Genomic DNA, 22,380 nt, shown 5'->3' on the forward strand with positions numbered 1-22,380 from the left:
GATTACGTGGATTTAGTAGATGACTTTTTTAACAACTGTTTTAGCGCTTATAGAGAAACATATCTTTCTTAATTCATTAATTATTACCTTACAAAATCTCAGTGTGAACTCTTTTATTTAGGTGCATGTTGTTGAATGAAGTTTGTTGTCTCTTGAGTAAATTGAGCCTGTTCTTCAACAAAAGGATATGCACTTGAATGTTGATAGACGTTAAATTCACAGTGTTGAATCAAATCTGCGACTTCTTTAGCTTCTAGTGTAGTTGTACGTTCTCCGTGTTCTCCAGCAACAATAAGCGTAGGAACTTGAACATGCTTGAAAACATCTGCAATACCTTCAGATTTGAAGACATCTTTAACAGCTTGAATTTCTTCTTTAGTAGAAATACTATTTGTATCAACGACATGCTTTAAAAATTTATTCATCTTACGCGCTTTATAATATCTACGTTTATCTAAAAATTTTTCTTGCTTATCATCTTCCCAGTTACGTATTTTATGCGCATATTTTCTGAACAAGCGTTCTTCAGGCAATTCACCTTCTATTGAAGTAGGATTAACTAATGTGATTGAGGATATATAGCCAGGATTTCTAACAGACATATCAGCAGCAATAAGTGCCCCCATCTCGTGCCCAATAAATGCTGCTTCATCTATATATATAGCATCTAATAAAAATTTTATATCGTCAGCAAAGTCATAAAACTCTATATTTCTAGGCTTATCAGAGTAACCATGTCCTCTCAAATCGATAAGCACAACCTGAAAAGACTTTGCTAATACCTTAGCTAAATCATTAAAAACAGCATAATTATCAAAAGCGGTATGCACGAGTACGACAGGATATCCTTGTCCCATAGTACTATAGTGTAATGTTGTACCGTCTTGTTTAGTAATTAAATCCATTGCCATGTTGTTCTTCTCCTTCTGTTTCAAAATTATCTGGTAAAATTTTAAGCAATTCCTCTATGGTAGTAATCGTATAATCTACTTCTTCTGTTAATGGCTCCAATTCTGCATCTTCTTGTTTATACCACACACTTACCATCCCCATTGCACGTGCAGGAGCAACATCGTTTAATGCATCATCTCCGACATACATTATTTCAGATGGTTTAACCCCCAATTGATCAATCATATCTTCAAAGATTTTAGGATGTGGCTTACGATAGCCTACAGTTTCAGAAGTAGTTAAATAATTAATAACGTGCATAATACCCAATGAATGCAATCTAAATTGTTTAATTTTGGATTTCCCATTTGCAATCACACCAATCATGTAATGATGTTTCGATAACTTTTCTAATGTATACAAAGTATCATAGTAAGGGAAAACGTAACGATAGAAATGCATTTCAAAGTCATTAAATAAATCTTTCCATTTAAGACGGTCGATATGAAATTGTTTAATGATTTCCTTATATAGATCAGGTTTATCGTTGTCTTCATCATCGTCTAATTCAATAAATTTATTCTTATAATCTGCTAATTGCACATGAATAAAATAATCATGAAACCGTTCATATTGCTCTTCTATAAACTTTTCACGCGATTTTACTCTATCTAATAGAGTACCTTCTAAATCAAAGACGATAGCCTTAATGCAGTTTAAATTCATTTTCAATGACCTCTTAATATTTTAATAATACTATTGTAGCAAAAGAGTAGTGTGAACGTCATATGTTAGTCTGTTTAATTAAAATATAAAATAGGACTGGTACACCGAGCAATGCCATCACGATGCCTACAGGAATTTGTATAGGTTGTATCATTGTACTTCCTATAAAATCTGCAATTATCATGACTACAGCACCTATGATTATATTCAATAACATTTGTAAACCTATTTGATAACGCCAATAAAATTTTCTAATCAGTTGTGGAATAATCATGCCTATAAAACCAATAACTCCAACGTATGCGACCACAACTGCTGTCATGATGGAGGCTACTATAAGAACAATATACGTTACTTGTTGTACATTTAATCCTAGAGACTGACTTTTCAATTCACCAACTTGCAGTAATTTAATTCCTTTTTGCATTAAAAATAATACTATGATTGCGACAGATGCTATCAAACTAATAATCATAACATCCTGATATTCAGCTGATGCAAAACCACCGAACAGATAACTAGCAATTGGATTCATCTTCTTAGGATTAATCAAAACAAGCAAATACAATAATGCATTTAATAGTGCACCAAATAGTAATCCCGTTAATATAAGCATTTGAACAGGATATCCTTTGGCTAACATCGCTGAAACACTTAAAACAAGTAACAGTGTGATTAAACTGAAAATAATGGAAAATATAGGGAACCATAAAAAACTAAGTCCCAAAAATAAAGCAATTCCAGATCCTAATGATGCACCACTAGCTAATCCCAATGTAAAACTATCTGCAAGTGGATTATTTAACACAATTTGATACACTTGGCCAGCTAATGTAAGTACTGCACCAGTGAGCATGGCTTCAAGTAATCTAGGTAAACGAACCTGGAATAGTATGGTTTGATTAAAAACATCATCAAGTTTTCCTACATCCCAGCTTAAACTTAAGCTCATGCTTAATATTAAAATAAATAACCATATAATGACACTTCTATATTTATTCATAACTCTCTCTTTCAATACTTTCTTAATCACTATATTAACAAAACAATACTTAAAAAGTGTAAAACGACTGGCTTCCATTCGTTGCACGATTTAGTCATCGAGTAATGAAGTTGAATCAAATGGCATATTTGCATCAGTTTAATTCAATATCCGTCTATCATAAATATTAAAAATACCTGAGACAATAACTACTGTCCCAGGCGTTTGAAATACATCTCTGTCAGCTTATTAATAAAATTAATCATCTAAGTAAAATACAATACATAGTATTCAAATGACTATTTTTTATATATATCGTCTCTTAAATCCTTTAGACCTTCATCAATACGAGGACCTGGTCGAGAAACCTCATCCCCATCTACTGTTTCAATACGTGTATTTTTAACAGCATTAATTTTATCAAAACCGCCACGTTTTTTTATCATTTCTATGTAGTCTGATTTTGATTTACCTTCTGTGGAAATCAGAATATCAGGATTACGTTTAATAATGCTTTCTTTACTTACTGATTTCCAACCTTTAACATCATCAAAACTATTTTTAGCATCTAGTTTCTCTAACATATCGTTAAAGAAGGTATCTTTTCCGGCAGTGTAAATGTCTGGTTTAGACGATACTTCCATAAACACTTCTTGTTTCTTATGATGTTTAGGAACGGAGTTAATGATTTTGTCTACATTGTGTTTTGTTTCATCAACAAGTTCTTTAGCTTGTTTTTCACGATCCGTTAATTGTCCAATTGATTTAAAAGTATCATAAGTTTCATCAATCGATTGTGCATCTTTCACATAAACGACTTTTACTCCCTTATCTTTAAGTGACTTTAGCACTTTACCTGCAGAATTTTTCTGTGACTCATGCGCTAAAATCAAATCCGGTTTAGCTTTTATTAATTCTTCTTTATTTAAATTCATCGCATCGAATTGTTTTTTACCTTTTTTTACATCTTTAGGATAATCATCCACAGTGGATACACCAACTATATCTTCTCCGATTCCTAAGCGATATAAAATTTCTGTGTTACTAGGAATGAGCGAAATAATTCTATGATATTTTTTATCGCTTTTTTCAGTGTCTTTATTATTAGATGAATGATTGGCATCTTGACCACATGCAGCCAGTACTACAATCAATACACATATAACTATCCATAGTTTACTTTTCATTTGGAGCATCACCCTTTCACAAATTATTTTTAATGTTCCTATTCATCATATCAAAATATACCAATATTTGTAGATACAATTTTATTTGATTTTCACAAAATATGAAAAAAGACAACTTTGAATTAAATCTATTAATATATTTAACCCCAACTTGCTTTGTCTGTAGAATTTCTCGTTGAAATTCTCTGTGTTGGGGCCACAACCCCAACTTGCTTTGTCCGTAGAATTTCTCATTGAAATTCTCTGTGTTGGGGCCACAACCCCAACTTGCTTTGTCCGTAGAATTTCTCGTTGAAATTTTCTGTGTTGGGGCCCCGACCCCAACTTGCCTTGTCTGTGGAATTTCTCGTTGAAATTTTCTGTGTTGATCAGTTTTATAATGTTAGTATCAATCGGTAAAATGCTAAAATGTCTGAGACAATCAACAATGTCCCAGACACATAATGTTTTATAATTTAATAAATGTTTTTATCGCGTCAGAAATGTATAAATTCAAACCACGTTCACGTTGCTTGTTAATAAACTTTACAAATCGCTCGTCCTCAATATAAATCTGAGCTATATATTCTAAAAATTGATTGTCACAATTAGGAACTTGTTCTTTCAAAATACATTGTAATTTCTTAGTTTTTCCACTTGCTTCAAGTATAGAAACTTTGTTTAAGTATAGTTGATTCATTTCGTCAAAAAACATATTTAATTGCTTATTAATTTCCTCAAAATGATTTTGCTGTTCTGATTCATCCTTACATTTTTGTTTATCTTTATATGCTTGATAATAATGAGTATCTCCATACTTACTTGCTGCTTCTTTTTCATACTGTTCATTTAAATTGAAATTTTGCATTGTAGTTACCTCAATCTCATCGTTATCTTTGTGAAAATGATGTTCTAACGTACGGATAATATCGTTTAAGCGATCTCTTTTTTTAACAATGTGATAAAAATTATCATGTAATATTTTAGTTCTAAAATCACTATCACCTTCAAAATACGTCTGTATTTGCTTTAATGTTAAATCTAATTCCTTTAAAAAGAGAATATATTGTAACTTTGAAATATCTTGAACATTATAATATCGGTATCCATTAGCACTCATTTGTTGTGGCACGAGTAACCCCTTTTCATGATAATAATGAAGCGTGCGTATACTAACTCCGGTAATGTCAGAAAGCGTTTTGGGACTGAAGCGTTCTTTCATCATTTCACCTCCTGAATTAAAGTATGAGGTATGACGTTACGTTAAGGTCAATACTTATTTTTTAAAATAGGTATCTAAAAAGGTATAGCGTTGTTTCCCCTTACCATTAAAATAATTTTTCCCAAAATTATCTAATAAAGCGTGAAACTCATTTGCATCTTGATTTGAAAATGATTCAGGAAGTGTTAATTCCTGTTTCAATTTATGATAACTTTCTGTATGTTGATATCCCAATTTTCTAAAAATACGTCTAGTATAACTATCAGGTATGAATTCTTTACCTTTAAAAATATATACTATTAAGACATCGGCGGTCTCTTCACCTATACCACGGATGGTGAGTAATTCTTTTCTTAAGCTATCACCGTATAACTTAGCTATACTACTATAATCAAAATGATGTTGATTTAACCATAGTAACAATGCCTGTATAGCCTTAGCTTTATTTTTATAGAAACCACTCGAACGTATCACTTGCTGCAACGATTCTAAAGGCATTTTCAATATCGTCTGTGCATTAAAAGAAGTTTCTTCTTTTAATCTTGATAACGCTATATCTGCATTGTTCCAATTAGTATTTTGGACTAGAATTGCCCCAAGCATCATTTCTATTGGCGTTTCTGCTGGCCACCAATATTGAGGGCCCATATTTTGATATAGAATTTGATATAATTTTTCTATTGATAACATGATTTCTCCCCCTACAAATCTTCGCATGATTGTTATATCTCGCATGCTACATTGTCCAATTTTCCCAAGAAGTCTGAGGTGTTGTCCTACCTAATTGTTAATATTCCTTTTATAACAAACTTTATGCTGTGTCCCAATATCGGTTTGCTTTGCTTGTTTTTTCTTTTTGGAATGCATCAATAATAAGGACTAAATAATGTAAGAGCCTGTACATATAAATATGTCACAGGCTCTCGTGTATCTATTTTATGAAGTTTTACATAGATTCTGGTGCTGTAACACCTACTAATGCTAATGCATTGTGCAAGGTAATACGCACCGCTTCAATCATAGCTACATGTGCTTTAGTTTTTTCCGTATCATCTGTAAGCACTTTTTCAGCATTATAAAATTTATGGAATGCTGCAGCTAGATCCTGAATATAATTAGTTAGACGATGAGGTGCACGATGTTCGGCTGCACTCTCTATCGTCGATTCGAATTCTGCTACTTTTTTTAATAAGTCTATTGCTTTATCATTATTTATTTTAGAAAAGTCTGCATCAGTAGACACTTCAATACCTTGTTCTTTAGCTTGCTTTAGAATAGAACAAATTCGTGCATGTGCATATTGTGCGTAATAAATTGGATTGTCTTGAGATTGCTCTTTAGCTAACTCTAAATCAAAGTCAAAATGAGAATCAGGACTACGCATTGTTAAGAAATAACGTGCAGCATCGATACCGACTTCATCCATAATTTCACGTAAAGTAATCGCATTGCCTGTACGCTTACTCATCTTCACTTCTTCTCCGTTTTGCATAAGGCGAACCATTTGCATAATTTGAATTTCAAGACGATCGCTGTCTACACCAAATGTTTCTAAGCTAGCTTTGAGACGGTTAATATAACCGTGGTGATCAGCACCCATTAAATCAATTAAAATATCATTTCCTCTATTAATCTTATTGTAGTGATAGGCCGTATCTGGTGTGAAATAAGTGTAATTACCGTCTTTTTTTATTAATACACGATCTTTATCGTCTTTAAAGTCACTTGTACGTAACCAAGTCGCGCCATCTGCTTCATACGTATAGCCTAGCTCTTTCATTTTAGATAATGTATTTTTAATCGCGCCATTTTCATATAAAGATGTTTCGCTAAACCAATTATCAAAGTGCACGTTAAAATCAGATAAATCCTTTTTTAATTTTTCCATTTCATAATCGACACCAAGTTGTCTAAACGTTTTTAAGCGTTCTTCATCAGAGTAGTCTTTTATTTCTGGATGTTTAACAGCGAGATCTTTACCGATTTCAATAATGTCTTTACCATTATAACCGTCTGCCGGCATCTCATAACTCGTATCACCTAAAGCTTCGAAGTATCGTGCTTCAATTGATCGTGCTAAATTAGTGATTTGATTACCTGCGTCATTAATATAATATTCACGTGTAACATTGTAACCAGCCGCAATGAGAATATTAGCTAAAGAATCGCCTACAGCTGCATTCCTAGCATGACCAATATGTAAGTCTCCTGTTGGATTAGCTGATACATATTCTAATAAAATGTTAGTATTCTTAGATTGTGTTGCATATCCAAATCGATCACCTTTTGTGATAGCTTCTGGAATAATGTCTGTTAAATATTGATTATCCAGATAAAAGTTGATGAAACCTGGCCCAGCAATATCAACCTGTTTAACGTGTGCTTTGCTTGTATCTAAATGATCGACAATAGCTTGCGCAATTTCACGTGGATTACGCTTAGCAATTTTTGTTAAAACCATAGCAATATTAGAAGAATAATCTCCATTTTTAGTATCTTTAGGTATTTCAATTTTAATTTCTGGAATATCTTCTGCGAGGTTAGCTTTTCTAATACTAGCTTCTATTTCTTCTATTAGCGTCTGTTTAACCTGATCGATTATATTCATTCGCTTATCTCCTTATAATTTATTTCATATTGATAAGAACCCATCTTTTGTTCATCTTGATATAACTCATAATGTATTTTAAGTTTACCGCCATTATGAGTAACGAAATGCATAAGGCTTAGTGTTTTAACAGTTAAAGGTATTTTTCCGGCAGGTACATCATAGAGTGTTGTCGTCTCATGTCCTTCGACGAAATGTAAGTTCATATTAATGTCGCCTTTACGAATTAACTTTACACCGCTATCTTCAATTTTAATCGTAACATTAACTTTAGCATCTTCAATTTGTTCTTCGTAACGTATAAAATCTGCAAATTTTTGTTGCCAAGAACCTTTTGTAGTAAACTCAAATCTCTGCTTTTCACCATTCTGTTTCAAAACTTGACGGGTTTGAATGTTAATATTTTTATTCAATTTACTACTCACCTTAACCCTTACAATAATAAATGTCATTATAGCATAAAACTGCTATTGCTTGTAGTACTCAAGACATGTGTTCATGTCAAAAATTTACACAATATGAAAAGAACCTGAAACATTAATCTTGTCTCAGATTCTTTTCACATATTCACAATTCATAACTGAGGTGAAAGTGGTGCTTTCCTATTCTAGATATTGTTGCCACAGAGAACTCACACATTTAATATAAATGTCACCTATCACTTCAATCAGATTTACAATTATTCAACATCAATAATGTCAATTTCATATTTTTTTAATAAAAATCTATATTTATCGAAATATACGATGCCGAATATCATTGCTGCAATGATGAACATTGTCTTTTTCATCTTTTAACCTCATATTCCTCAAAATATTTTTAAATCTATAATATATTATAGCATTATCAAATTGTATTTCTATAAAATATTCAAGGTTAGAGTTAGTTTTCAATCATATATTTTAGAGGAAATGCCCATCTTCAAATATAACACGCTCTTTTTTATTTTGAATAAAGTAATTAAAATTATTATTTTGAAAATCACTTAAAAGAGCTTTAGATGTACTATAGTTAAACATAAAATCCTCTGTCTCAATAAACATTTTTTTAAAAAGCAGTCCGTCTTTTAAAGTGATTTTTTTATATCATTATAATCGACTTCATCTACTTTAATATATTCAAAAGTGTTAAAATTTACATTTAAAAGAGCCAAGAATTTTTTTCCAAAATAATAAACGTGTAATGGTTGTCTCTTATTTTGCCCAATAAGGAGACGACCTTTTTCAAATGTTTGTTGTGGAAAATTTAAATCTAAAAATTCTAAAATTTCATCTTCTTTTAATTTAAATCGCATAATTAGCCCTTCCTTTTTTACATTCACAAATCAAAAGATAGTTTAATTTCTAAATATTATATTATCTTTTATGTTCACTTTCAGTGCGTGCTTTTCATATCAATTACCATTCGACCCGTAATTGTTCCTTTTTCCATTTCATCAAAAATATCGTTAATTTCAGATAATTGTCTTAATTGGATTTTAGGAATAACTTTATTTTCGGCAGCAAATTGAAATGCTTCTCTTAAATCTTGTCTGGTACCAACTAATGAACCAACGACTTCAATTCCATCAAGCACTAAACGCGGAATATCTAAATCCATTTTATCTACTGGAAGTCCTACTGCTACCACACGTGCACCCGCCTTAACAACATCAACTGCTTGATTAAAAGGTGTTTTAGCTACAGCAGTAATCACCGTTGCATCTAATCCTTTATTATTCGTTAGACGATTTACTTCCTCAATAGGATCAACATTAGTTGAATTTATGATTGCATCAGCACCAAGCTCTTTAGCAAAATTTAATTTATCATCATTAATGTCAAATGCAACGACTTTCGCGCCCATTACGTTTTTGGCGTATTGCAATGCTAAATTACCTAATCCTCCCACACCAAATACGCCTAACCATTGTCCTGGTTCGATACCACTCACTTTTACTGCTTTATATGTTGTCACACCTGCACAGGTAATAGATGAAGCAGCCGCTGGATCAAGATTTTCGGGAACTTTAACTGCATAATTCGCATCAACAATGACTTCTTCAGCCATTGCCCCGTCAACAGTATATCCAGCATTGAGAACATCCCTGCATAATGTTTCTCTACCAGTTGTGCAATACTCACAATTACCACATGCTGCATACATCCATGCTATAGATACACGATCCCCTACCTTTAATGAATCTACGTTATCAGCAATTTTAATGACACGTCCAATTCCTTCATGTCCTAATGTTACACCTGTTACGTCACCGAAATCTGCATTTTTAACATGTAAATCAGTGTGACATACACCACAATATTCAGTCTTTACTAATGCTTCTCCAGGTTTTAATTCTCTTAAACGTTTTTCTTCAATACTTACTCTATGATCTTTGGTTACTACAGCTGCTTTCATAAAAAGCCCTCCCTAGTATTAAAGTGTAATTCTATTACTTCCACCCTTATTTTACACTCTTTTGAAATCGTTTACCAAAAGTCCTTTCATTTATACTGAATTTTTTGTAAATTGTATATAGAGCGACATAATATCGTCACTTTTATAGCATATTTTATGATTTATTCATATATTTTATTTTTTAACTATATATATCATGTCAGTGAAAAGTCATCGTTCTTAATCACACCTTATAATTTGGGGATGAAGGTGTTTATTTTAAAAATCTTAATTGGAGGGGATGAAAGTGAAGACGCAAGTTTTGTACGGAAAATCTGAAATTGAAATCAATGTGCCTGATGATAGCACAATCATAGAGCCTCAAAACATCGATGCTATTCAAAACTATGAATCAGCAATTAAAAATGTATTAAGAAACCCTACAAATTCTAAACCTTTAAAAGAAATGGTAAACAGTAATGATATTGTTTCTATTGTTATTAGTGATATTACACGTCCAACGCCCAACCATATTCTTGTACCTTTACTAATTGAGGAATTAAATCATGTTCCTCGTGAGAATTTCGTAATTATTAATGGTACAGGGACTCATCGAGATCAAACGCGAGATGAATTGATTCAAATGTTAGGTGAAGATATTGTAAATTCAGTAAAAATCGTTCACAATCATTGCTCAGAAAAAGAAAGTCTAGCTAAAGTGGGACACAGTCAATATGGATGTGATGTTTATTTAAACAAAGCATATGTAGAATCCGATTTTAAAATTGTAACAGGTTTTATTGAACCACACTTTTTCGCTGGATTTTCAGGTGGACCTAAAGGGATAATGCCTGGAATTGCAGGTTTAGAAACAATTCAAACATTTCATAATGCAAAAATGATTGGCGATCCGAGATCAACGTGGGGAAATTTAGAAGACAATCCAGTTCAAGATATGGCACGGGAAGTTAACCGTATGTGTAAACCTGACTTTTTACTTAATGTTGCATTGAATAAAAGTAAAGAAATTACTGCAGCATTTGCTGGTGAAATCTTTGATACACACAAAGAAGGATGCGCATATGTAAAAGATCATGCAATGTTTAAATGTGATCAACGCTTTGATATTGTTATCGCATCAAATTCTGGCTATCCTTTAGATCAAAATTTATATCAAACAGTAAAAGGGATGAGTGCAGCGAGTAAAGTTGTTAAAAAAGACGGTCATATTATTATGGTATCTGAGTGTGCAGATGGCTTTCCTGATCATGGTAAGTTTGCCGAAATTTTCAAAATGGCAGACACACCTCAAGGTATTTTAGAACTTATTCACGATCCAAACTTTAAGGAAGTCGACCAATGGCAAGTACAAAAACAAGCAAGTATTCAAACTTTTGCCAATGTGCATGTTTATTCAGAACTTACTGACCAACAACTTAAAGACTCGATGTTAATCCCAACCTCTAACATTGAATATACAATACAAGAATTAGAACATCGATATGGCCGTAAATTAACCATTGGTGTTATGCCACAAGGTCCTTTAACAATACCGTACGTAGAAGATAAAGAATAATAAATGGAGGATGGAAACTATGACTGAATTAAATACTAAAGAAATGAAATTAGACGCACTATTGAAAGACATGCAGAGTGTAGTAATTGCCTTCTCAGGTGGAGTAGATAGTAGCTTGTTACTGAAAAAAGCGATTGATGTTTTAGGTGTTAACTATGTTAAACCTGTTGTAGTAAAATCAGAATTATTTAGAAATGAAGAGTTTGAACTAGCGCTTAAACTTGGACAAAGTCTAGGTGTTGAAGTATTAGAAACTGAAATGTCTGAACTTCAAGATGCGAATATCGTTAAAAATACGCCTGAAAGTTGGTACTATAGCAAGCGCTTGATGTATAGTCAACTTGAGAATATTAAGAATAAAATAGGATTTAATTATGTGCTAGATGGTATGATTATGGATGACTTAGATGATTTTCGTCCCGGATTAAAAGCAAGAGACGACTTTGGTGTTCGTAGCGTTTTACAAGAAGCAAAACTATATAAATCTGAAGTTAGAGAATTAAGTCATCAACATGACTTGCCTGTATGGAATAAACCAGCCTTATGTAGTCTAGCATCAAGAATACCTTATGGTGAGGAATTAAGTTTTACAAAAGTTAACAAGGTCAACGAAGCAGAAAAATTCATTTTAAGCCTAGGTATCAACCACGTACGAGTACGCTATCATCACAACATAGCACGCATTGAAGTAACAGAAGATCAATTAAATAATCTTCTTAAATTGAAAGACAGTATCATATTACATTTGAAAGAATTAGGATTTGACTATGTAACAATGGATTTAGAAGGCTATCGTACAGGTAGTATGAATGAAATCATTGATACCAAATCTACAAGTTTTAAATAAGGATGTGAGTACCAATGAGCCATAGTTATAATTCTATAGAAGAGGTGCTCAAAGCTGTAAAATCAAATCAACTATCTATTAATGATGCTAAAGCCCAACTCAGTCATTATGACGAATTGGGCTTTGCTAAAATTGACTTACATAGAGCACAGCGTCAAGGATTTCCCGAAGTTATCTTTGGGCAAGGAAAAACAAAAGAACAAATCACTAAAATCATCTCTAGTTTGTTATTTCATAATGAAGTTATTCTAGTGACACGTGTTGATGAAATGAAAGCAAAATACATTTTACAACATTATCCAAACTTGGAATATCATCAAACTGCACAGTTAATTAGCACTCCACTAAAAGATATACCACAATCTAAATACTATGTTTCTGTACTTTGTGCTGGAACTTCTGATTTACCTATTGCTGAAGAAGCTGCATTAACCGCTGAAATCATGGGAGTAAGTGTAAAACGATTTTATGATGTCGGGGTTTCAGGTATTCATCGCTTATTATCCAACATTCATGATATACGCAAAGGGAAAGTTTCTATCGTTATAGCTGGAATGGAAGGCGCTTTAGCAAGTGTTGTTGGAGGATTAGTCAACCACCCTGTATATGCAGTACCAACGAGTGTAGGTTATGGAGCAAACTTGAATGGGGTTACCACCCTATTATCAATGATAAATAGTTGCGCACCCGGAACCAGCGTATTAAATATCAATAATGGATTTGGTGGCGGTTACAACGCTGCACAGATTATTCATATGCTAGAAAATAAAGAGAGTGAGGTATCTTTATGACAAAAGCATTATATTTAGATTGCCACGCAGGTATTGCCGGAGATATGCTACTTTCTGCTTTAGTTGATTTAGGAGCAAACCCTGAAGACATTGAATCAGAACTAAAAAAGTTACCTTTAGACCAATTTAAGCTACATTTTCAAAAAAGAGTAAAACAAGGTATTCATGCAATGACATTAAACATTGATGTTAAAGAAGCAAATCATCATCGTCACGTTAATGATATATTTAAAATGATAGATGACAGTACACTTCCGGAAAGGGTTAAATATCGCAGTAAGAAAATTTTTGAAATCATTGGTCAAGCAGAAGCTAAAATTCATGGCATGTCGTTTGAAGAAGTTCACTTTCATGAAGTGGGGGCAATGGACTCTATTATAGATATTATTGGTGGGTGTATTGCACTAGAACAACTAGGGATTAACACATTATACTGTTCAGCTATTCCAACAGGTCATGGTAAAATCAATATTGCTCATGGCATTTATCCAATCCCTGCACCTGCTACTGCTGAAATTCTTAAAGGTATACCAATCGCACATTTTGATGTTCAAAGTGAACTCACAACCCCTACTGGTGCTGCATTTGCTAAGGGACTTGTTTCATCGTTTGGGCCATTTCCTTCAGCAACAATACAACATATAGGCTATGGCGCCGGCAGTAAGGATTTTGATTTCCCTAATATATTAAGGGTTATTCAATTTGAATCTGAATTCGAGCAACAAGATAGCGTCCAAGTAATAGAGTGTCAAATAGATGATATGACACCTGAAGCATTAGGTTATTTTATGAATAATGCGTTAGAGCAAGGTGCTTTAGATGCTTACTATACGCCTATATTTATGAAAAAAAGTCGCCCAAGCACGCAGTTAACGTTAATATGTAAATTACATGATAAGACATATTTCGAACAACTTATCTTACAAGAAACAAGTTCTTTAGGCGTCAGAAGTACTTCTGTTAATAGAAAGACCTTGGACCGCGCATTCAAAATTCTTTCTACGCAACACGGCACTGTTTCCATTAAATTCGGCCTACAAAATGGAAAAATTATGAAAATGAAACCCGAGTATGAAGATTTGAAGAAAATAGCTAAAACGACAAATCAACCGTTTCAAGTAATTCATAACGAGGTATTACAACAACTCTATCAAACATATCGTATAGGAAATATACTTCAATAAATTAGTTTTACTCATTTAAATTTTGCTCATCAAAAAAGGATAGGGACAGTCATTCTACATAAAACAGTCACCTATCCTTTTATTCTATTCAAATGCTCGATATAGTTCTTCACTAGAATTATTCCACATTTCAACGTTATGATTTTGTAGAAATTTTTTTAAAATTTGTTTGTTATCATCACCGATTTGGTCGATGATAAATTGATGTTTCATTGACTTATCCATCATATTAACATGTTCTGGCATGCTCTTATAACCACGTCTAATACTTTTGTTAACTAATAAATAGCATGCAGTCACACCCGCATAATATGGCCCTTGTTCACTACGTTCGGTCGTCACCCAACATAGCCAGTATGCTTTAGCCTCCTCACCTTCAACTTGTGATTTGTCAGTAATCCACTTGACACCCTTTTCAACTTCAGCACGTGCGTGCATACCACCAATATCAACAAATGCCTTCTGATTTTCAACATCTATAAAAACCGGGGCAATATTATCTAAACTAATCGAACCAATATTGGTTCCTTTATGACCATCTAGTGGATCATTTTTTATAATATTGAAATTGAAACCTTTTTTCTCAGACAAACGAGATACCTCCTAATAAGTCATCAAATAAAGACTATATATCTTATTCTTAACTGTTAATTTAATTCATTAAGTAAGTTAATAATAGAACCTTTAATTTGATAATCTTTAATTTTTAAAATCATCTCTTTAGGATAATATAATTTATGGTCTTCTCTATTAATCCCTGTAATACTATTAATCACCAATGATTGATTACTTATTTCTGTAATTCCACCATTACTTTTTAATAAATGAATCGGTTTGCGATTTGAGCCTGGGCGATCATAATCATAAGGTAAATCTGAAAATGCTTCACTTACAAAGTAATAATCAGGATTAATACCACCCGCTTCAAATAATTCTTGCAATTCCGAAATGGTAATAATTGAACCGTCGAAAGGAATATATTTAAATAAATCTCGATTGATAAACCGTCTTGATAAATCACTTAATATTGTATCATTTTCATGAATCCATTTCTTCAAGTAATACAATACAACTGCTTCATCAAGTTCTACATATTGTTCAATAGTCATTGTTCCTTCAAAGAATGGTATAAAGTCTTTTGGATACATTTTAAATTCATATCCTTCATTATAAAGCTGCTTAGCTCGTTTTAAACAATTGTTTAATAAAACTTCCCCACCACGGCTTACTGGATGAAAATATATTTGCCAATACATTTGATAACGACTCATAATGAAATTTTCGACAGCATGCATACCACTATCTTTAATTAACACTTCTTCTTTAGATGGTCTCATCAACCTTAAAATACGCTCCATATCAAATGAGCCATACGTTACGCCTGTAAAATATGCATCTCTTTGTAAATAGTCCATTCGATCAGCATCAATTTGTGAGGAAATCATAGAAATAACAAGCTTATTATCGTGCGTTTTATTAATTACATCAGCTACTTGTTTAGGAAAGTTATCAGAGACTCGACTTAGTACACCATTAACCTCAGTGTCTCCTGTGATAATAGCTTGTGTAAATGCTTCATGGTCTGTATTAAATATTTTTTCAAAACTATGAGAGAAAGGACCATGACCTAAATCATGTAACAACGCAGCACACAACGCAAGTGGCCGATCAGTATTATCCCACGCGTCTTGTCCTATAAATGTCTCATCAATCATTCGGCGCACAATTTCATAAACACCCAAAGAGTGTCCAAAACGACTATGTTCGGCTGTATGAAATGATAAATACAAAGTACCTAGTTGTTTAATACGTCTCAAGCGTTGGAATTCTTTTGTTTTAATTAAGTCCCAAATCAATTGATCCTGTACGTGGATAAATCGATGAATTGGATCTTTAAATACCTTTTCTTCTGTTAATTTACTCGTTGCATATGATGATAGCGTCATACTTTCCCTCCTATCCTATATATTCCAAAAAACATTTATTTTTTGTTCCTCATATTACTAGACGAAACAATGTTAATTATTCATATGTTTGTTAAAATGATTTCTTCATTAAAGCTAAATCCATGATTTCACCATACATTTCAGGTTGATATGAGCGAATAATCTCGAATCCATGATTTTGATAATATTCGATGCCATTACTATTATTGTTATCAACTTCTAAATAAACTGTTTCATACTGGTCTTTAAACCTTTTCAACCCCGCTTCTAGCAAACGAGTTCCATAACCTCTATGTTGAGATTCAGGTCTAACATAGTGTGCAGATAAATAAAGCTCTTCACCATAAATGAAATTTGCAAAACCAACAATCTCACTATCTTCTTCTGCCACTAAAAATAATTGCTCATTTAGTCTCTTTTTTAAATGCGTTTCATTATATGAAGCGGCCAACAGTTCATTAACTGTTGAAGCAGCATAAATATTTAAATATGTGTTATACCAAGCTTTTGTCGCAACATCTCTTATCGCTACAACATCTTTTTCAGTTGCTTGTCTGACACTATACATGTGACTTCTCCCCTAACTATTTACTTCACTATTAATATAGGCATTATACCACATGTATGATACCTTAATTCAATCTAGACATTCAAAAAGCTTCACAAAAATTTATTTTAAAACTATTAATAACTACACCTTTTAAAAAATGATTATTTGACACAATATTTTTTATACACATATTTCTAATTTTTTAAAATTTAAAAGCAAGCATTAAATATTCACTCAATATTATAATTTCATACTAACCTTCTTGAAATCATGATTTGGTTATTTCTCTATTCCATTCTTTTACATGATTAAATGCTTATTTTATGAACTGCACTACGTTAGCTTTTGGACGATTGTTACCAAAAATACTGTTATCAATGTCGTCTATCTTCCTACTTATAAATAATTTCATTAATATTAAAAAGTTAATCTTAGAATTCTAATCTAAATGAGTTCAAATTCAAGACATAAAAATAAGTTAACATTCATACTCAATGGTTTATTCCATTGAGATAACAAGTATGAGAGTATGAACAGTTGTTACAAATATTTTTCAATTCAGTACTATTTTTTATTGCATAAAAAATACCTGAGACAACAAATGATGTCTCAGGTTCTTAATCTATCTCTTAAGTTAATTTTTAATTGGGAATAAACTATCAATTTTGTCTATTTCACCTTGTGATAATTCAATATTTGCAGCATCAATATTTTCAACAACTTGCTCTGCACGTTTTGCACCAGGAATGACAACATCTAGTGATGGACGTGTAAGATAAAATGCTAACACGACATTGGCAATCGTTGTATCATGTGCTTCTGCAATATCAGTTAATGCTTTTACACGACGAACATTATCTTTGAATACGTCTGGCTGAAAATCAGGACGTTCTGCACGATGATCCTCAAATGTTTGATTTTCATCGTACTTGCCAGCTAGTATACCTGAAGCAAGTGGGAAGTAAGGAACAAATGTAATATTATTTTCAGCAGCATATGCCATTACTTCTTCATTTTCACGATGTAATAAATTGTATTCTAATTGAACAACATCAACATATCCATCTTTATTCGCTTCTTTTAATTGTTCTAAAGAGAAATTAGATACACCTATTGCTTTAATTTTACCTTCATCTTTAAGCTCTTTGAGAGCGGCTACCGCTTTATCTTTTGGTGTATCGTCATCAGGAAAATGAATATAATACAAATCAATATAATCCACTTGAAGACGTTCCAAACTATTTTCAACTTGCTGTTTTAAAAATTCTGGATCGTTATTTTGAACAACTTCTCCATTTTCTTTAATAACATGTGAACCTTTTGTTGCAATTTGCACTTTCTCGCGTGGATATTCTTTTACAACTTGTCCAACTAATTCTTCGGAACGTTCGGGCCCGTAAATATATGCTGTATCTAATAATGTTATACCATTATCAATAGCTTGACGTACAACTTCTTTACCTTGCTCTTCATCTAAATTAGGATATAAATTATGGCCACCTACTGCATTTGTGCCTAATGCGATAGGAAAAACGTTGACACTAGATTTACCTAATTGTACTTGATTTACCATTAAAGTCATCTCCTTTATTTAATATACTTAAATATATTCTACCCAAATTGTAACTTATTCATTCATGTTAAATACCTATTAGGAACAATTATCTTGACCTTAAAATCATTATACGCTTTAATGTAACTAACGAAGTTACATTAAGGTGGGTAAAAATGAATTTAGAATTCAATATTGCAGTACATGTATTATGTTTTCTTGCTCAACACGATCAAGAACAATTCAATAGTAAAGAATTAGCTAAATTAACATGTCTGAACCCTGTACAACTTAGGCGCGTTCTAGCATATTTAACTGAACACAACTATATCAAAGTTCAACGTGGTAAAGCAGGAGGCTATCAAGCCAATCAACATACTGCTCAAGTAGATTTAGCCAAGTTATATCAACACTTTGTTTTAGATAAAAATAATAGCCAAAGACGATTTACTGGCGATTCTGACAGTCATTGTCAAATTTCTAAGAAAATTGCTCATACAATGTCACATTATTATTCTCAAGAACATCAAATAATTTTAGATTTTTACAAAAATAAAAATATTACAGATGTTTTGGCAGATATTTTACAGGAGGGATAAAACCATGAAAAATTATGATTTGATTATTATTGGTTTTGGAAAAGCAGGTAAAACATTAGCGGCACATGCTGCTGGTCATGGACAAAAGGTTGCAGTGGTAGAACAATCAACAAAGATGTATGGTGGTACATGCATTAATATCGGATGTATACCTACTAAAACATTAATTCATGATGGTATTGAAGGTAATTCATTCAAAGAGTCTATTACTAGAAAAAAAGAAGTCGTACAAGCATTGAATAACAAGAACTATCAAGGCTTAAATTCAAAGAACAATATAGATGTTCTAAATTATAACGCCAAATTTATTTCTAACGAGATAATAGAACTACAGGATAGTAATGGAACAATTCAAGAAACAATTACCGCAGATAAGATATTAATCAACACTGGTTCACGTGCGAATATCCCAGATATCAAAGGGATAGATACAGCTCAAAATATATATGATTCTACAGGATTACTAAATATTGACTATCAACCTCAAGAACTTGTTATTATTGGTGGCGGTTATATCGCTCTCGAATTCGCTTCAATGTTTGCAAATTTTGGAACACATGTAACAATTCTTGAGCGTGGTGATGCTATCATGGCAAATGAAGATCAAGACATTGCAAATCTTATTGTCAAAGATTTACAAGATAAAGGTGTGACTATAAACACTAATACTAGCACTATTGCATTTTCAAACAATAAAGATCAAACTATCATACACACAAATCATGGAGAAATATCAGCTGATACTGTGCTCTTAGCCACAGGTCGTAAGCCAAATACAAATCACTTAGGTCTTGAAAATACAGATGTAAAAATTGGAAAACAAGGTGAAGTGATTGTAAATAAACATTTGCAAAGTACAGTGAAACACATATACGCTGCAGGTGACGTTAAAGGTGGATTGCAATTTACGTATATTTCACTCGATGATTATAGAATCATTAAATCGCATCTATTTGGTGATGGTTCTAGAACAACTGAAAATCGTGGCGCAATACCTTATACTGTCTTTATTGACCCTCCCCTATCTAGAGTAGGACTAATTGCAAGTGAGGCTAAGTTACAAGGATACGATATTCTAGACAATAAAGTCTTTGTCAGTAACATACCCCGTCATAAAATCAATAATGATTCTAGAGGTTTATTTAAAGCAGTGATTAATAAAGATACAAAAGAAATTTTAGGAGCGTCATTATATGGCAAAGAATCAGAAGAACTGATTAACTTAATCAAACTTGCTATAGATCAACATATTCCTTACACAGTATTAAGAGATAATATATACACACATCCGACAATGACCGAATCCTTTAATGACTTGTTTTTAGAACCACTTTGATCTTTGATCATTAGTGGTTCTTATGCAGGAGATTTTACCTCCTGCGTTCCTCTCCATACTTTGATCTTTGATCATTAGTGGTTCTTATGTAGGAGATTTTACCTCCTGCGTTCCTCTCCATACTTTGATCTTTGATGATTAGATACTACAAAAATATAGGAATTATCTATTACGAATATTTAAAATTAAAGACCGATGAATTCCTTTTTAGAACTCATCAGTCTTTAATAAGAATATGATAGTATTCATATCTAATGCGACAACCTACCATATTACAAAGTAATGAAAATTAAATGGTTTAATATATTAGTATTTGCAACTTAATTATGTACTACTAACATTAAAACCACCTGCGACATTAATTCATGTCACAGGTGGTTTTGATTCATTTATTTCTCTGCTTTGCGCTTCTTTAACTTTTCCTTAAGTTTGCGATCTTGTTCTTCTTTACGACGTTTTCGTTCTTCGTTACGTTTTCTTAGTCGCTCTTCTTCTTCTGGATCACGTGGTTTTTTTAATTGTTTTGTAACCTTTTCCATAAGTTCTTCTTCGGTTAACGCAGCAAGTGGTCGATTATTGACAAATGCAAATGTTTTACGTCGACCTGGTCCACAATAAGATTGACAGCCTATTTCAATTTCAGCTTCCGGATCTAATTTTTCTAATTTTCGCTTCAAAGACTTTAAATTTACAGCCTGACACTCATCACAGATTAAAAATTTATTTTTCATCTTGCTACCCACCTTTCTATATAAACTCTTCCACCATCATCGTTAATATAACTCTATTTATTTTACTCTTTTTACTATAAAATTCAAGATACTTTTCACTTTAAAATTCATACATACCATATACTAATTAAATAAGAAAGTGGAACTGAATACACAGTCCCACCCCCGGTTGAGCCTCGAACCCTAAATGACTTATATCACGAGTTACTTTACTTATTGCCCGTGATAAATTTTAAATTTCAATGGTTTGATATCATTCATTTGCCATTCGTTATAAATAATATTTTTATCAATTACCTTGTTGATAATAGTAATGCCACAATCGCCACCACCAGCACCTGAAGTTTTAGAAGCGCCACCGTGCTTTTCACCGACATCACATAATTTTTTTAGCTTATCTGTTTCAATTTCAACTGATGCTTCGTTATCCATAGATTGAATAATACGTCTGTTTATACGTATCATCTTTTGAACACCTTTGATATTATTAGTTTTAAAAGCTTGGATTAAACTTTCTACACAAGCATGAGATTGATCTAAAAAATCACCATAAAAACTTGGATCTGATTTTAAACGTTTGACCTCACTCACTAAGTGTGGAGAAGAAGCTGGAGACCCAGTCCATCCAATAAGGACTTCCATATTTTCGGGAGCTTGTAAAGGTTCGATATGTAAGCCTGGCCAATTTTTTTCCAAAACATCATTCACCGATGTTTCTTCCATTTGCTGTTTCACCCAGTCATGGTCAAACGTACTATATGCAAGCCAACCACTGTAGACACTAACCGCAATATCACCACATGAACTTAAACTTTGTAATTTCATATTTGCAATTACAGCTAATTTATAAATATAAAGGTTTGATAATTCCAAACCATAGAATTCATTCAAAGCTTTAACAACAGATACTAAAACAGCGGCGCTTGAACCTAATCCGTATTTCTGACCAGAGTTATCTGCTAAGTTACTATCAATGGTTAAATGAAAGTGCTTTAAATTCATATTGCAACTGCGCACATACTGTTCAAACACTTCTATAGCTGTCACAACATATTTCAGTTGCTTAGCAGCTTGAACATCTGAGATTTCAATTCTATCTTCATTACGGTCAAATTTAACTGGTTCATAATGTAATGTTTTGGAATGAATACTACCTTCAACTTTATTTGACGTCTCAATTGTCGCCGTTACAAAGCGATTTACTGCAATAAGAATAGATTTATATCCTGGTTCGGTTACTGCATACTCGCCTGCAATATAAAGTTTTCCGGGGGCTTTTACCTGAATCATTCTATCT

At 32.6% G+C, this 22,380-nt stretch carries 21 protein-coding genes and 1 pseudogene; 6 read left to right on the forward strand and 16 right to left on the reverse strand.

Annotated features, from left to right (window positions below; genetic code table 11):
• Positions 1 to 113 precede the first annotated feature (113 nt).
• The 10 genes and pseudogenes from HMPREF2576_RS02055 to adhP form a co-directional block, all read right to left on the reverse strand.
• Positions 114 to 911 carry an alpha/beta fold hydrolase gene (locus HMPREF2576_RS02055; RefSeq protein ID WP_002438782.1) on the reverse strand — a complete coding sequence of 266 codons (798 nt, stop codon included), beginning with the start codon at positions 909 to 911 and terminating at the stop codon, positions 114 to 116.
• Positions 889 to 1,617 carry an HAD family hydrolase gene (locus HMPREF2576_RS02060; RefSeq protein ID WP_001832134.1) on the reverse strand — a complete coding sequence of 243 codons (729 nt, stop codon included), beginning with the start codon at positions 1,615 to 1,617 and terminating at the stop codon, positions 889 to 891. Before HMPREF2576_RS02060 ends, HMPREF2576_RS02055 begins: the two co-directional genes overlap by 23 nt.
• A gap of 58 nt (positions 1,618 to 1,675) precedes the next feature.
• Complete coding sequence (locus HMPREF2576_RS02065) at positions 1,676 to 2,620, reverse strand: FecCD family ABC transporter permease (protein WP_002456003.1); 945 nt, start codon at positions 2,618 to 2,620, stop codon at positions 1,676 to 1,678.
• A gap of 278 nt (positions 2,621 to 2,898) precedes the next feature.
• Positions 2,899 to 3,786, reverse strand: coding sequence for an ABC transporter substrate-binding protein (locus tag HMPREF2576_RS02070; RefSeq protein ID WP_070856330.1), 888 nt, complete (start codon positions 3,784 to 3,786; stop codon positions 2,899 to 2,901).
• Positions 3,787 to 4,234: 448 nt separating this feature from the next.
• Complete coding sequence (locus HMPREF2576_RS02075; protein ID WP_002438776.1) at positions 4,235 to 4,987, reverse strand: MerR family transcriptional regulator; 753 nt, start codon at positions 4,985 to 4,987, stop codon at positions 4,235 to 4,237.
• A gap of 54 nt (positions 4,988 to 5,041) precedes the next feature.
• Entirely contained in the window at positions 5,042 to 5,677 is a 636-nt protein-coding gene (locus HMPREF2576_RS02080) for an endonuclease III domain-containing protein (protein ID WP_002456006.1), read from the reverse strand.
• Positions 5,678 to 5,933: 256 nt separating this feature from the next.
• Complete coding sequence (gene argS, locus HMPREF2576_RS02085) at positions 5,934 to 7,595, reverse strand: arginine--tRNA ligase (RefSeq protein ID WP_002438772.1); 1,662 nt, start codon at positions 7,593 to 7,595, stop codon at positions 5,934 to 5,936.
• Complete coding sequence (locus tag HMPREF2576_RS02090; protein ID WP_001832036.1) at positions 7,592 to 8,008, reverse strand: YwiB family protein; 417 nt, start codon at positions 8,006 to 8,008, stop codon at positions 7,592 to 7,594. The genes argS and HMPREF2576_RS02090 overlap by 4 nt, the downstream gene beginning before the upstream one ends.
• A gap of 489 nt (positions 8,009 to 8,497) precedes the next feature.
• Positions 8,498 to 8,889: pseudogene (locus tag HMPREF2576_RS12280) on the reverse strand (hypothetical protein).
• 80 nt (positions 8,890 to 8,969) lie between these two features.
• On the reverse strand, positions 8,970 to 9,992 hold the full coding sequence (gene adhP, locus HMPREF2576_RS02100; RefSeq protein WP_002502517.1) for an alcohol dehydrogenase AdhP: 1,023 nt from the start codon (positions 9,990 to 9,992) through the stop codon (positions 8,970 to 8,972).
• Between the two features lie 286 nt (positions 9,993 to 10,278).
• Here adhP and larA point away from each other — a divergent pair, with 286 nt between their 5' ends.
• From larA to larC, 4 genes are read left to right on the forward strand one after another with little or no spacing between them, the layout of a single operon-like run.
• Positions 10,279 to 11,547, forward strand: a complete 1,269-nt coding sequence (gene larA, locus HMPREF2576_RS02105) for a nickel-dependent lactate racemase (RefSeq protein WP_002502518.1) — start codon at positions 10,279 to 10,281, stop codon at positions 11,545 to 11,547.
• A 19-nt stretch (positions 11,548 to 11,566) separates the two neighbouring features.
• Positions 11,567 to 12,394 carry an ATP-dependent sacrificial sulfur transferase LarE gene (gene larE, locus HMPREF2576_RS02110; RefSeq protein WP_002470573.1) on the forward strand — a complete coding sequence of 276 codons (828 nt, stop codon included), beginning with the start codon at positions 11,567 to 11,569 and terminating at the stop codon, positions 12,392 to 12,394.
• A 14-nt stretch (positions 12,395 to 12,408) separates the two neighbouring features.
• On the forward strand, positions 12,409 to 13,185 hold the full coding sequence (larB, locus tag HMPREF2576_RS02115) for a nickel pincer cofactor biosynthesis protein LarB (protein ID WP_070856328.1): 777 nt from the start codon (positions 12,409 to 12,411) through the stop codon (positions 13,183 to 13,185).
• Positions 13,182 to 14,369, forward strand: coding sequence for a nickel pincer cofactor biosynthesis protein LarC (gene larC, locus HMPREF2576_RS02120; RefSeq protein ID WP_002470583.1), 1,188 nt, complete (start codon positions 13,182 to 13,184; stop codon positions 14,367 to 14,369). The genes larB and larC overlap by 4 nt, the downstream gene beginning before the upstream one ends.
• A gap of 84 nt (positions 14,370 to 14,453) precedes the next feature.
• Here larC and HMPREF2576_RS02125 read toward each other — a convergent pair whose 3' ends face one another.
• From HMPREF2576_RS02125 to HMPREF2576_RS02140, 4 genes are all read right to left on the reverse strand, one after another.
• The gene (locus tag HMPREF2576_RS02125; protein WP_002470595.1) at positions 14,454 to 14,960 is read right to left on the reverse strand and encodes a YwhD family protein; all 507 of its coding nucleotides are present in this window, start codon (positions 14,958 to 14,960) and stop codon (positions 14,454 to 14,456) included.
• Positions 14,961 to 15,016: 56 nt separating this feature from the next.
• Complete coding sequence (locus tag HMPREF2576_RS02130) at positions 15,017 to 16,315, reverse strand: HD domain-containing protein (protein ID WP_002438750.1); 1,299 nt, start codon at positions 16,313 to 16,315, stop codon at positions 15,017 to 15,019.
• 91 nt (positions 16,316 to 16,406) lie between these two features.
• Positions 16,407 to 16,883: a GNAT family N-acetyltransferase gene (locus tag HMPREF2576_RS02135; protein WP_002438748.1), complete on the reverse strand. Its 477-nt coding sequence runs from the start codon at positions 16,881 to 16,883 to the stop codon at positions 16,407 to 16,409.
• A gap of 616 nt (positions 16,884 to 17,499) precedes the next feature.
• Positions 17,500 to 18,438 (reverse strand): aldo/keto reductase, encoded by a 939-nt coding sequence (locus HMPREF2576_RS02140; protein ID WP_002469173.1) that lies wholly within the window; start codon positions 18,436 to 18,438, stop codon positions 17,500 to 17,502.
• Between the two features lie 155 nt (positions 18,439 to 18,593).
• Between HMPREF2576_RS02140 and hypR the strand changes: the two genes are divergently transcribed.
• Together hypR and merA are read left to right on the forward strand one after the other, a co-directional pair.
• Positions 18,594 to 19,016: a redox-sensitive transcriptional regulator HypR gene (hypR, locus tag HMPREF2576_RS02145; RefSeq protein WP_002468721.1), complete on the forward strand. Its 423-nt coding sequence runs from the start codon at positions 18,594 to 18,596 to the stop codon at positions 19,014 to 19,016.
• Between the two features lie 4 nt (positions 19,017 to 19,020).
• Complete coding sequence (merA, locus tag HMPREF2576_RS02150; RefSeq protein ID WP_002502519.1) at positions 19,021 to 20,352, forward strand: hypothiocyanous acid reductase MerA; 1,332 nt, start codon at positions 19,021 to 19,023, stop codon at positions 20,350 to 20,352.
• A 389-nt stretch (positions 20,353 to 20,741) separates the two neighbouring features.
• On the opposite strand, the gene HMPREF2576_RS02155 is transcribed toward merA, so the two are convergent.
• Both HMPREF2576_RS02155 and HMPREF2576_RS02160 read right to left on the reverse strand, forming a co-directional pair.
• Complete coding sequence (locus tag HMPREF2576_RS02155) at positions 20,742 to 21,083, reverse strand: YuzB family protein (RefSeq protein ID WP_001832090.1); 342 nt, start codon at positions 21,081 to 21,083, stop codon at positions 20,742 to 20,744.
• 213 nt (positions 21,084 to 21,296) lie between these two features.
• Entirely contained in the window at positions 21,297 to 22,373 is a 1,077-nt protein-coding gene (locus HMPREF2576_RS02160; RefSeq protein WP_002489802.1) for a phosphomevalonate kinase, read from the reverse strand.
• Positions 22,374 to 22,380: the final 7 nt, after the last annotated feature.

This window comes from Staphylococcus sp. HMSC063F05 (assembly GCF_001837075.1).
GTDB classification, from domain to species: domain Bacteria; phylum Bacillota; class Bacilli; order Staphylococcales; family Staphylococcaceae; genus Staphylococcus; species Staphylococcus epidermidis.

Coding starts and splice junctions, on each gene's coding strand:
- merA (WP_002502519.1), top strand. CDS start 19,021: ATGAAAAATTATGATTTGATTATTATTGGTTTTGGAAAAGCAGGTAAA.
- adhP (WP_002502517.1), bottom strand. CDS start 9,992: ATGAAAGCAGCTGTAGTAACCAAAGATCATAGAGTAAGTATTGAAGAA.
- HMPREF2576_RS02060 (WP_001832134.1), bottom strand. CDS start 1,617: ATGAATTTAAACTGCATTAAGGCTATCGTCTTTGATTTAGAAGGTACT.
- larE (WP_002470573.1), top strand. CDS start 11,567: ATGACTGAATTAAATACTAAAGAAATGAAATTAGACGCACTATTGAAA.
- HMPREF2576_RS02160 (WP_002489802.1), bottom strand. CDS start 22,373: ATGATTCAGGTAAAAGCCCCCGGAAAACTTTATATTGCAGGCGAGTAT.
- HMPREF2576_RS02065 (WP_002456003.1), bottom strand. CDS start 2,620: ATGAATAAATATAGAAGTGTCATTATATGGTTATTTATTTTAATATTA.
- larC (WP_002470583.1), top strand. CDS start 13,182: ATGACAAAAGCATTATATTTAGATTGCCACGCAGGTATTGCCGGAGAT.
- HMPREF2576_RS02140 (WP_002469173.1), bottom strand. CDS start 18,438: ATGGTAAATCAAGTACAATTAGGTAAATCTAGTGTCAACGTTTTTCCT.
- HMPREF2576_RS02075 (WP_002438776.1), bottom strand. CDS start 4,987: ATGAAAGAACGCTTCAGTCCCAAAACGCTTTCTGACATTACCGGAGTT.
- HMPREF2576_RS02080 (WP_002456006.1), bottom strand. CDS start 5,677: ATGTTATCAATAGAAAAATTATATCAAATTCTATATCAAAATATGGGC.
- larB (WP_070856328.1), top strand. CDS start 12,409: ATGAGCCATAGTTATAATTCTATAGAAGAGGTGCTCAAAGCTGTAAAA.
- HMPREF2576_RS02130 (WP_002438750.1), bottom strand. CDS start 16,315: ATGACGCTATCATCATATGCAACGAGTAAATTAACAGAAGAAAAGGTA.
- HMPREF2576_RS02055 (WP_002438782.1), bottom strand. CDS start 911: ATGGCAATGGATTTAATTACTAAACAAGACGGTACAACATTACACTAT.
- HMPREF2576_RS02070 (WP_070856330.1), bottom strand. CDS start 3,786: ATGAAAAGTAAACTATGGATAGTTATATGTGTATTGATTGTAGTACTG.
- HMPREF2576_RS02155 (WP_001832090.1), bottom strand. CDS start 21,083: ATGAAAAATAAATTTTTAATCTGTGATGAGTGTCAGGCTGTAAATTTA.
- HMPREF2576_RS02135 (WP_002438748.1), bottom strand. CDS start 16,883: ATGTATAGTGTCAGACAAGCAACTGAAAAAGATGTTGTAGCGATAAGA.
- hypR (WP_002468721.1), top strand. CDS start 18,594: ATGAATTTAGAATTCAATATTGCAGTACATGTATTATGTTTTCTTGCT.
- argS (WP_002438772.1), bottom strand. CDS start 7,595: ATGAATATAATCGATCAGGTTAAACAGACGCTAATAGAAGAAATAGAA.